Here is an 11,338-nt window from a genome sequence, read left to right as displayed (position 1 = left end):
CGGCCGCGGCCTGGAAGGCTTCGGCGTGGTGTTGATCACGGTCGCCGCGCCTACGCTTATCGTCAGCCTGTCACGGCGCGAAGACATCGGCCTTGCGATGGGCATCTGGGCACTGTGGATGCCGGTGGGCAGCGTGTTGATGCTCGCCATCGCGCCACTGCTGCTGGGCACCTTCGGCTGGCGCGGCCTGTGGGCGGTGAGCGCCGCGGCGGCACTCGTGGTCCTCAGCCTGCTGCCCGGCCTGCCACACCATGTCGGGACACCTTCCGGCGGACGACTGGACCTTAAGGTCTTGCGCCGTGGCGGACCCTGGTTGCTGGCGCTGGCGTTCTTCTGCTTCAGCTCCCAGTTTTTCAGCGTGTTCACGTTCCTGCCAACCCATCTGGCACAAACCATGGGCCTGAGCACACGCGCGGCAACCCTGGCCAGCGCACTGGTGCCGGCCGCCATTATCCCGGGCAATCTGCTGGGCGGGCTTCTCGTGCATCGCGGCGTCCGGCCCTGGATGTTGCTGGCCCTACCGGCGCTGCCGCTACTGCTGGTAATGCCGTCCCTGCTGCTGCTGCCACTCACGCCGCCCGTGACGTATCTGCTACTGGCTTTGTACGGTTTCTTCCTTGGCATCATCCCGACCGGCATCTTTACCCTGGCGCCGCTGCTGGCGCCGACCCCGGCCGCCACCGGGCCCATTCTCGGACTCGCGCTGTCGGGCCAGGGACTGGGCATCCTGATGGGCCCGCCGCTGGTGGGATGGCTACTCGAAAGCGCGGATGGCTGGACGTACCCCGCGTTACTGCTGGGCCTTGCCCTGGTAGGCCTGATACTGTGCGCGTTCGCACTGGGCCGCGCCACGCCCTTGGTCGCACGGCCACATTGACCGCTTGCGGCGCGGCGCCGTACCCTTCGCTGGTTCTTGATGCCTTCCGGACCACACCCTGTGGAGCATGTCATGCCTGCATTCAAATCCGTTCTTGCCGCCACACTGGTGATCGCGCTGAGCCAACCGTTCGCCAGTTTTGCCGCTTCGGACGACTACGACATACTCGCGCCAACCAGCGGCCGGGACCCAACCGCGGCTGAGATGGTTGCCGACACGCTCGTGGCGCGGCCCTTGTACGCAGTTGCCACGGTGGCCGGCACGGCCATTTTTCTGGTTTCGCTGCCCTTCAGCGCGATTGGCGGCAATATCGAAAAATCCGCCAACGAGCTGATGATCGGCCCGGCGCAGGGCCTGCTGACCCGTTGCCTTGGCTGCATCGAGCCACTCGGGGATGGCAATTTCGAGCGCTCTGCGGAGTAGGGAGTAGATCGATAACCTGGACCCGCGCCCCCATCGGGGGCATCTACAGTGGCGACGAACCCGCAACACCGCCTGAATTACCGAAGGGCCCGCGGCGCATTGTGTGGCGGCTCACACCCGCCAGAGCCCGACCGGGCTTTTGACCCGGATTCGGCCTGGTCGAATTCAACTCGTTATAGGACAGGAAACGGCATTCAGGCGTGAATCAACCTGATCCAGTCGCGCGTTTCACGATTCGCGATCTCATCGACCACACCGCGCGGCATTTCGCAGACGCATCGGCGCTGCTGTCAAGCAACGGCCGCACGCTGAGTCACAGCCGGCTGGCAGCGCTGCGGCTTACGCGCGTCGCCGAGCTGCGCGCCGCTGGGCTTTCACCCGCAGACCGGGTCGCGGTCGCGTTGCCCAAGTCCGCCGACGCCGCAGCGTTGTCGCTGATTCTCGCGTCGGCATGCTGCTGCGTACCGTTGAATCCCGACTCAACAGCGGCCGAACTGCGCGCGACGCTTGCCCGCACCCGCTGCGGCTGGCTCGTGGCGGCACCCGACTCAATGGCCTGGGAATGCGGGCAAGCGCTGGGCCTGAACTGCGTGAGCGTGGAATCCCAGCCCGAAGGCGGCTTCAGTTTCAGGGCGCTGCCACGGCGCGCCGCTCAGCCCACGACGCTGGAACCGGGCGAGGACGACACCGCCCTGCTATTGCAGACCTCCGGGTCCACGGCCGTGCCCAAGCTGGTGCCGCTAAGCCACCGCCAGCTGTTGTCTTCGGCCTCCAACCTTGTGCACTCCCTGGCGCTGGTGCCGCAGGACCGGTGCCTGAACATGATGCCGCTGTTCCATGTCGGCGGGCTGGTGGACCTGTTGTTGGCGCCCCTGTCAGTGGGCGGCAGCGTGATCGTGACCGAGAGGACCGCGTCGCAGGAGTTTTTTACGGCGTTACGTGGGCTTGCGCCGACCTGGTATCAGGGCGTGCCCACCATGCTGCGCGAAATACTTTCGCTGGCGCAACTCGACCCGCAGCGGCTGGCCAGCGGCCAGCTGCGCTTCATCCGCAGCGTCTCATCAGCGCTGCCCGAGCGCCTGCAACGGGAAATCGAGAACGTGTTCGATTGCCCGGTGGTGGCGATCTACGGCATGACCGAAACCGCCGGCGTGATCACCAGCAATCCGCTGCCACCCGGCGTGGCCAAGCCCGGATCGGTGGGTATCTGTGCGGGCCCCCAGGTGCGGATACGGTGCCCGAACGGAAGCTGGGCCCAGCCTGGCGAGTCCGGCGAGATCTGCGTGCGCGGCGAGACAGTGATTGGCGACTACGAGACTTCGGACATACCGCGGGAAGACCATTTCCAAGGCGCGTGGCTGAGCACTGGTGACCTCGGCCACCTGGACGCCCAGGGCTATCTGTTCCTCGACGGCCGGATCAAGGACATCATTAACCGTGGCGGCGAGAAGATCGCACCGCTGGAAATCGACCAGTGCCTGCTTGACCACCCGCAGATTGTGGACGCGGCGGCTTTTGGCACACCCCACCCGACGCTCGGCGAGGAGGTCGCGCTGGCGGTGGTCACTGTGTCAGGCGGCGATCTGGACGAAGCCGCGATCCGCGAATTCCTGGGCGAGCGCCTGGCCGCGCACAAACTGCCGCGCCACATTCATTTTCTGGACGCCCTACCGCTTGGCCGAACCGGCAAGCTCCAACGCAGTGAGCTTAGCGCTCGCTTTGGCGCGGCGTCGCCGGAACCTGCCTGGCAGGCCCCGGAAACACCCAATGCGCAGCGTTTGGCCGACATATGGCAACGCACGCTAAGGACCGAACGGGTCGGCATGGACGACGATTTCTTTGACCTCGGCGGCGATTCACTGACCGCGGTCAGTTTCATGGCCGACCTACAAGCCCTGACCGGAACGAGACTGCCGGCCGGAGCACTGTACGATCATCCAACACTACGGTCGTTCCTCGGGTATCTGCAAGCGCTTCCACAAAGCGCTGAATTGTCGACCTTTCTGAGCAACTACGTGTCCGATAACGGGCTGCCGCCGACCATTGACTCGGAGCTGCAACGCCAGATGCACGGCTGGCGGGGGGTGCGCACCCATCCACATGCCCTGCTGGTCGGTCATCGTCTGGAGCAACCACTCCTGCCGCTGTTCTGGGCGGTCAACAGCCATGCCGAACTGGAGGCGACGCTGAGCCATCTTGATCCGCAGCGACCGGTTTATGGAATGCGTTCGCTGTACGGTCTGACTGGCGATTCGGTCGCCAACCGGCGCCGGCTCGGTCAACACCTGGCGCGCGAGATCGCCGCGCTACAGCCCACCGGACCTTTGCTGATAGGCGGTTTTTGCGCCGGTGGGCGGGTGGCGTTGGAGATTGCTGACGCACTCAAGGCGCTGGGGCGTGAGGTGGGCCTGCTGTGTCTGCTCGACACCAAAGTCCACCGGACCTACGCCAGTGCTGTGTTGCTCCTGCACACACGGCGTTTGTCTCTAGGGCCAAAGGGCCGGCGTCTGGATACGACACGCGGCTACATCCGCTATTTCGGCAACCGTGTCTGCCGGGTGCGGCTCAAGCTGCGTCACGCCGAGGCCCTGGGGCGTCGTGCCAGACACTTCGGGCCCAGATTGGGCCGGGCTCTGCGTCGCTACGAGGCCGGCCAGCTGGCGTGGCTGCCGGCGCCAGCGGCGCTTGCGCCGGTACTGCCGGATGCGGCATGCCGAGCCCATATCCAGTGCCATCTGCCGGCTGACCGGCCACCGGGCTGGCTACCTGGCAGCCGGGTGACGCTGCGTGTCACTGTGCGCAACACCGGCAACGAGATCTGGCTACCCACCGAACGCAGTGGGCTGATCCTGGGCGCCAGTCTGCGTCGCACGCGCGCGCCAGGCACGGCCGAGCCGCGTGGACAACGTCGGCTCGATGGCTGTTGCGCGTTGCCCGTGGCGCTGGGTCCCGGTGACAGCGTCGATCTTGAACTTCGCCTGCGGATACCGCTGCGAACACGGCGTTATGTGCTGCAGCTGGATCTGCTCGACGACGGCGTGGCCTGGTTTGGCGATCGCGGCTCGACGCCTTTTCAGGTATTAGTACATGTCGCGATAGGCAGCGGCCTGAAAGCGGCCGCTCGACGATGGTGGGCAATATCTTGACCAGGGGACCGTTCTACGAGGCTCTGCAACGCGCCATAGCCCGGCTCGGCGGCGCGTTCAACGCGCACCTGCACCTCGATCGTTACGGCACGCTGGACGAACGCTATTTCGCCACCGTGCCGCACCGGGTGCTGACGAGCTCGTACGTGTCGCTGCAGACCAAGCACAGCCTGATCAGCAGCATCCATGCCGGGCCTGCGTACCAGGGCGATGACCTGCGTCGGCGCGTGAACGAGTGCCTGGACCTGATGGTAGCCACCGGCACGCGACGCGCCGATACGATGGTCGACGTTACCGCCGATGCCGTGCAACTTCACGCGCTGGACTGCTTGGCCGGGATCAAGCGCAAGCGTGCGCACGAGATCGACGTGCGGACTGCCGCCTACTCGCCACTGGGCTTTCGAGACGACGAGCCGCAGCGCTGGGAAATCTATTGCGAAGGCGCCCAGCGGGCTGATTTTCTGGGTTGCCTGCCGGAAGCCGACGACACCGACGACTACCCGGGTCACATCGGATTCATGGAGCATTGCCGACGGGTACTCGAGCTGGCACAGGCGCTGCAACGGCCGGTGCACGTGCACACCGACCAGCGCAATGAGCCGACCGAGACCGGCACCGAGCGACTGATCGAGGCGGTACGACGCTATGGCGCGCCGCGCACCGACGGCGAGCCAATGGTATGGGCCGTGCACATGATCTCGCCCTCGACCTACGAAGAGGCGCGTTTCGAGCGCCTGGTGGAAGGCCTGCTGCGCGAGCATATCGGCGTCATTTGTTGTCCGTCCGCAGCCGTCGGGATGCGCCAGTTGCGCCCATTGGGTACACCTACCTACAACAGCATCCCGCGCGTGTTGGAGCTGCTGGCGGCCGGGGTGCAGGTACGCCTGGGCAGCGACAACATCGCCGACCTGTGTTCACCGAGCACCACCGCGGACCTGACCGACGAGGTGTTCATGCTCTCAGCCGCCGTCCGCTACTACGATGTCGAGCTTCTCGCTCATCTGGCCGCCGGAGTACCGCTGGACCCGGGACAGCGGCAGCGCATTCGCGAGCACCTCGAAAAAAACGACGCCGAGATCCGCAAGGTGCTGCGTGGCCGGTCCGGTTGACTGGCTGCGCGGATGGCGTGCGCCTGCGAGCAAGCAGCACAGCGCGGTCGCGGCGGGTCCGCTCGACTTCTGCGAACCGGATTTTGTGCAAAACCCCTACCCGTACTTCGCGCGCCTGCGCGACGCAGAACCACTGCATCGCAGCGCGAGCGGCGCCTGGGTGTTCACTCGCCGTTCGGACATTCTGGCCGCGCTCGCCGACCCGCGCCTGGGCAACGCCCCGGCGCCCTACGCCATTATTGGCCCGCGTAACCGTGATCGCTATCCGTGCGCCGAGGTGGCCGGCAACACGTTACCGTTCCTTGATGGCCCGCTACACACCCGGTTGCGCCGCCTGTTCGCGCAGGCGTGGACCACGCAACTACGTGAAAATCCGCCGGATATCGAGACCCACGCGCGCCGTCTGGCGGCGCAGTGCCGGGCAAAAGGGCGCTTTGACCTGCTGCGCGAGTTCGCCACGCCACTGGCGGTGGCCGTGATCGGCGACGTGCTGGGTGTGCCCGACACGATGCGACCGGCGCTGCATGCCGACGCGCGGTTTTTTTTCTACCTGTTCACGCACCTGCCGAGCCACGAGGTCCGCGCGCAAACCGACGCAGCCGTGCTGCGCCTGCGCGAGGGCTTCGGACGGCTGCTCGACGACCCGGAGGCAGCGCGGCAAGGCGTTATTGCCCGCCTGCGCGGGCGGGAGGCGAATGAGGTCAGCCCAGAGCAGGTGCTGGACAACCTCGCACTCCTGTGGGCGGACGGTATCGGGAATGTCGACAGCGGTATTGCGTCGGCCTTCGCCGTGCTGCTGCAACATCCCAAGCAATGGCGGGCCCTGTGCGCGGAGCCAACCCTGAGCGCCAACGCCGCCGCGGAATGCCTGCGCTTCGAGTCACCGGGCCAGTTCATCGGTCGGGTCGTGCTGGAAGACCTGGACTGGCACGGCCAGGCGCTCAAACGCGGTCAGGTGGTGCTGCTGGTCCTGGCTTCGGCCAATCACGATCAGCACCAGCACCCGAACGCGCAACGGTTTGACATTCACGGGTCCGGGCCGTCTGCGCTCAGCTTCGGGCGCGGTCATCACAGCTGCGTGGGTGCCGCCCTGGCACGCTCCGAAGTGGAGATCGCCCTGCGTGTCGCCGCCGAGGAACTGCCACAGCTGCGCCTGTGCGTCCGAACGCCGGAATGGCAACTGCGGATCGGTCACCGGTGGTTGAGCGCACTGCCGGTGTCGGTCGACTGAAGGTGCCGCCGCAAACCGTCCTGCCGGACGTAAGCACAGCGAGGCCCATGACGTTGCGCGACCTGCTGCTTCACTCGGGTGTCATCTCGAGCGCCCGGCTGCGGGTTCTGCTCGCAAGCAACCAGGCGCGCCATAACGGCGGACCCTTCGACGGTTCCACCCAACCGCGCCGTGGTGATCAGGTCCAGATCGAGGGACAGCCATACCGGATTGTCAGCGGCGGCGGATGCGGGCGCTTACAGATTGAGGCGGAACAATCCAGCGTACGGCCCATCACCGGCCAGGTCCGCGTGCACGCGGGCTTTCACAAGTGCATGACGGAGTTCACCAAGCGGGTTTATCGACGCACATGCCGCAACCCGCTACTACGGGGCGGCTCGTTCGAGCACTACTTCCATCGCCTGGACGCCTTCTACAACCATTGCGAGCAGCACACCGTCTGCTCGGTCAGCGGCAACGCCATCGACCTGGACCGCTTCGCCGACATTCGGGTAGTGCGTTTCATTCGCGACCCGCGTGACCTGCTCGTGTCGGCGTACCACTATCACTGGCGAGCGGCCGAGTCCTGGTGCACGCTCAAAGATCCCACCGATCTTGACTGGCGGATAGTCAACGGTGCCGTGCCGCAGGGCCTGCGACACGGTGAATCGCTCACAGAGTTTCTGAACCGGGTGCCACTCCAACAGGGGCTGGCCGCTGAACTCGAATTCCGACGCCATCACTTCGACAGCATGCGCGCCTGGCCAGCCAGCGATCCGCGGGTGCGGCTGTTCCGGTATGAGGATGTGCTCGGCAATGAGGGCGCCGTATTTCGCGAGATCGCCGGTTTCTTCGGGCTTGCTATCTGGACTCGCCCATTGATGACGTACCTCGCACGCCGGTACGCGGCCAGCGCCAGGGGTGGCAAGCAGGACCATATTCGCAACGCCGCCGGAGGCCAGTGGCGCGAGCACTTTGGACCGGAAATGCGGCGTCGCTTCAATGCCCAGTACGGTGATTTGCTGGAACGCTACGGATACCCGGAAAGCTGAGCCGGCGAGCGGCAAAGTCTGATCCCATTGAGGCGCTTGCACCGAGCCGCTGGATGGACAGGCAACGTTTAGCGCGACTGTTCCGGAGTCGGCAGGGGGGAGTCTCCGTGACGACGACGGGCGGTGAATACGCCTTTGGGAAGAGGCTGGTTCCGTTTTCATTTCTGAAGTACCGCTGTCATCACGCTGTATCCTGAACGCCTCGCCGGCTCTGCACACTCAGAACAGACCCGGCGCAGACCGGCAAATTTATAAGTTTTAACCGCAAGCAAGATTGAGGAGACGCAGATGGAACTGGAATACACCCGTAAAGGCACCAAGGACTGGGCCAAGGAAAAGATCAAGGGCTTCTACATGTGCCCGATCACGCCGGTCGGTAGCGACCGCCACGTCGACGAAAAAGGCCTGCGCGACAATATCGACGCCTTCATCGGCATGGGGATTGAGGGCCTGGTGGTCGGCGGCTTTTTCGCCGAAGGCTGGAACATGACGCCCACGCAGTGGCTGCGCTTCCACCAGGTGGTGGCGGACGCCGGGCGCGGTCGCATCCCGCTGTGGACCATCATCCTTGACCCCTGCGTACACACCGCTATCGAGAAGATGAACGCGGTCCAGGAGATGGGGTTCGAGGGCGCCGAGGTCATCAACCCGGTGGTACAGCTGCGCACCGACGACGAGATCTTCGACTGGTTCAAGTACCTCACCGACCACACGGACCTGGCCATCTGCCTGTACCGCACTGGCGTTGGCGGGCGCGTGCTGGGCTTTGACCTGATGCGGCGGCTGGCCGAACTCGACACGGTGGTGGCGGCCAAGCAGGGCGCCGGTGGCCGCATCGACACCTTCCGCATGCGCCGCGAGCTGCCGAGCAACTTCCTGGTCTGCGACCCGTCAGAGGCGGTATTCCTGGACGATCTGCGCGCCGGTGGCCAGTGCGTATGGGGCGAGCTGTCCTACATCCTGTACGGCAAGAAGCGCCATCTGGTCAACGAATACCGGGCACTGGCCGCACAAGGCAAGTGGGAAGAAGCGCGGGCTGCGTCCATGCAGCTGAACCCCGTGCGCCTGCTGCTGGAAGAAACCCTGCTGTGGAAGATCCTCGAAACCAATACCTACGCCGGTACGGTATCCAGCGTCAAAACCTGGTTCGATGCGATTGGTCTGAAAGGCGGCCTCATGATCCCACCGCTGCGTGACCTGCAACCCGCCCAGGCCGACGTCCTGCGCGGCAAGTTGAAAGACCTCGGCGTGGTGTGATCGTGGTCTGAAAAAGTCCATCCCGGCTGGACTGGTCCTGATGACCACTCCAGCCGGTCTTGGTGGCAGGCGCTACGCCGTCGCCGCGCCGTAGTACAGGTTCACAACATGCCGCGCCTGGGCAAAAAACAGCCAGCGCTCGGCGAGCGCGCCTAGCAAGCTCGAAACCAGCGCCGGCACCAAGGCCAGCACAGCGGCGCTGACCGGCAACGCGCTGGCCAGCAGCACCAGGAACAGCGGCAGGACGAAACCCGCCAGCACGGCAAAACGGCGCAGCTTGCTCGCGTGTTTGCGCGCCACCCGAAACCCCATTTCCTTTTGCAGATAGTTCTCTTCGGTGTGCGGACTTTCCAGCACCCGCGCCTGGCCGAGTGCCCCAAGACCGGTGGCATCGGCGACGGTAGCGATTGGCGCGGCGTGGTCGATGTGGCGCCAATAGACAAGCTTGACCACCGCGGCCAGGACCAGTGCCAGGCTTGCAATCACCGTCGGCAGACCCCGCTGCTCCCCAAATACAGTGGCGAACAGCACCAGCCACGGGGCGCCTGTTGCAAGCGCCATCGCCACATAGCCCGGTGCCACCCAGCGATTGCACCACTGCGGGATGGGCTTCAGGCTGGCGTAGATCATGCCGGTACAAATCACCGTCAAGCAGGCGAGCACCGCCGTCAACGTGCCGACCGCCGCGAACGCGCCGCTGCTGGGTCCGGCCAACAACCAGCTGGCGACAAACAGCAACGCCGGTGGGTAGGTCGCAAGGGCCAGCACGCCTTCCCGAGATAACCATGAGGTGCGCCACTGACTGAGCGACCGCCAGGCGCGCTCCGGGCGTCCAAGATGAAACATCGAGGCGAGCAGGCCGACCGTGATCAGCACCAGTGCCGTGCCCAGACCGGCAAGGCCCAGGCCCAGGCCCGGGCCCGGGCTCAGGACGCCGATGCTTGCCAGCGCCGCCAGCAGTATCAGCAGGCCGTAGCCGGCGCCGGAGCTGACCGTGAACAGAATGACCGAAGCGGCTGGATGCATGACGTTTCGATACTCAGCGTGACAAAAGCCGATCGACCCACTTCAGCAGCCGATGACTCGCATCAGCTTCCACGTCGGCGTCTTTAAGGGGCGGTGTATCGGCGGCGGCGCGCCGCTCGCGGGGCGGCAGATACTTGTTCACCGGCTGATAGCCAAGCCCGGGCAGCAGGTCCACGCCGGCGCGGTCCGCGACCAGCTTTGACACCTGCGACTCGGGGTCACCCAGATCGCCAAAATGCCGCGCCGAGGTCGGGCACACCATGACGCAAGCCGGCTGGCGTTCGGCGACAGGCAAGTGGGTGTTGTAGATGCGGTCCACGCACAGCGTGCACTTTTTCATGGTGCCACTGTTGTAGTCATACTCGCGGGCGCCATAGGGGCAAGCCCAGGAACATAATTTGCAGCCGATGCACTTGTCCTCGTCGATCAGCACGATGCCGTCCTCCGCCCGCTTGTACGAAGCGCCGGTTGGGCACACCGTTACGCAGGCCGGCTGCTCGCAGTGCAGACAGGAGCGCGGGAAGTGCACGCTACGGGTGGCGCCGGCATCGTCGCCGCCGCAACCGGATTTTGGCCCGGCCTCGAACGCGTGCACGCGGTTGAACCAGACGCCCAGCGGCGATGCGCCGTAGGGGTCTTCGTCCGTTAGCGGCGCCATCAGGCCGCCGTCGTTCCATTCCTTGCAGGCCACCGCGCAGGCGTGGCAGCCCACGCAGGTGTCAAGATCGATCACGAGGCCGAGCTTGCGGCCGGTGGTGTTTTCGGCAATCGCGGTCATGAGGTAGCGCATCTGACGTGAACAAAACAGGAACCGCGCCAGGCACCGCCGCTAAACAACTGTTTGCTAGACTGCCGGCGGCCGGGACGCCGTTGACAACAATCCGCTACTGCATCCGAGGAGAAACGACATTGGGCACGCCAACGCACGAGGAAATGATTGCCCGCGCCGGGCATATCGGCCAACAGGCCGACCTTGAAGTGGCCGACGCGGAGCGTAACGGCGGCTTTTCCCTGAAGCTGCGCGACGTCGTGCATGAGGCACAAATGCACAAGCTGCTGCGCCCGACGCGATACGGCGGTTTTGGCATGGGGCCACGCACGTTCTCCGAGGTCGTGCGCGTCGTTGCCCAGCACAACGCTTCGGCCGCCTGGCTGGTGTACTTCACCGCGCTGCACGAGCAATGGGTGGCCTTTCTGGACCCGAAGGGCCGGCAGGAGGTGTACGACAGCGACGGCTT

Annotated in this window: 9 protein-coding genes and 1 pseudogene; 8 read left to right on the top strand and 2 right to left on the bottom strand. The window is 65.3% G+C overall.

Annotated features, from left to right (window positions below; translation table 11 throughout):
• The 7 genes from ABZF37_RS11520 to ABZF37_RS11490 form a co-directional block, all read left to right on the top strand.
• A partial coding sequence (locus tag ABZF37_RS11520; RefSeq protein ID WP_372720041.1) for an MFS transporter occupies positions 1 to 877 on the top strand: 877 nt, incomplete at its 5' end.
• A 72-nt stretch (positions 878 to 949) separates the two neighbouring features.
• Complete coding sequence (locus ABZF37_RS11515; RefSeq protein ID WP_372720039.1) at positions 950 to 1,300, top strand: hypothetical protein; 351 nt, start codon at positions 950 to 952, stop codon at positions 1,298 to 1,300.
• Between the two features lie 200 nt (positions 1,301 to 1,500).
• The gene (locus ABZF37_RS11510) at positions 1,501 to 4,446 is read left to right on the top strand and encodes an AMP-binding protein (RefSeq protein ID WP_372720037.1); all 2,946 of its coding nucleotides are present in this window, start codon (positions 1,501 to 1,503) and stop codon (positions 4,444 to 4,446) included.
• Positions 4,443 to 5,555, top strand: coding sequence for a hypothetical protein (locus ABZF37_RS11505; RefSeq protein WP_372720035.1), 1,113 nt, complete (start codon positions 4,443 to 4,445; stop codon positions 5,553 to 5,555). Before ABZF37_RS11510 ends, ABZF37_RS11505 begins: the two co-directional genes overlap by 4 nt.
• A complete protein-coding gene (locus ABZF37_RS11500; RefSeq protein WP_372720032.1) occupies positions 5,539 to 6,786 on the top strand; it encodes a cytochrome P450 in 1,248 nt (415 codons plus the stop codon). The genes ABZF37_RS11505 and ABZF37_RS11500 overlap by 17 nt, the downstream gene beginning before the upstream one ends.
• The gene (locus ABZF37_RS11495; RefSeq protein ID WP_372720030.1) at positions 6,753 to 7,817 is read left to right on the top strand and encodes a sulfotransferase domain-containing protein; all 1,065 of its coding nucleotides are present in this window, start codon (positions 6,753 to 6,755) and stop codon (positions 7,815 to 7,817) included. Before ABZF37_RS11500 ends, ABZF37_RS11495 begins: the two co-directional genes overlap by 34 nt.
• A 288-nt stretch (positions 7,818 to 8,105) precedes the next feature.
• Positions 8,106 to 9,074, top strand: coding sequence for a dihydrodipicolinate synthase family protein (locus ABZF37_RS11490; RefSeq protein ID WP_372720028.1), 969 nt, complete (start codon positions 8,106 to 8,108; stop codon positions 9,072 to 9,074).
• 72 nt (positions 9,075 to 9,146) lie between these two features.
• Here ABZF37_RS11490 and ABZF37_RS11485 read toward each other — a convergent pair whose 3' ends face one another.
• Entirely contained in the window at positions 9,147 to 10,100 is a 954-nt protein-coding gene (locus ABZF37_RS11485; protein WP_372720026.1) for a dimethyl sulfoxide reductase anchor subunit family protein, read from the bottom strand.
• Between the two features lie 13 nt (positions 10,101 to 10,113).
• Complete coding sequence (locus ABZF37_RS11480; RefSeq protein ID WP_372720024.1) at positions 10,114 to 10,878, bottom strand: 4Fe-4S dicluster domain-containing protein; 765 nt, start codon at positions 10,876 to 10,878, stop codon at positions 10,114 to 10,116.
• Positions 10,879 to 11,009: 131 nt separating this feature from the next.
• On the opposite strand from ABZF37_RS11480, the pseudogene ABZF37_RS11475 reads away from it, so the two are divergent.
• Positions 11,010 to 11,338: pseudogene (locus ABZF37_RS11475) on the top strand (acyl-CoA dehydrogenase); the annotation flags it as partial.

The sequence above is a fragment of the Immundisolibacter sp. genome (assembly GCF_041601295.1).
Lineage (GTDB): Bacteria > Pseudomonadota > Gammaproteobacteria > Immundisolibacterales > Immundisolibacteraceae > Immundisolibacter.
The sequence above is the reverse complement of the archived record's forward strand: the minus strand, read 5'-3'. Positions and strand labels throughout refer to the sequence as shown.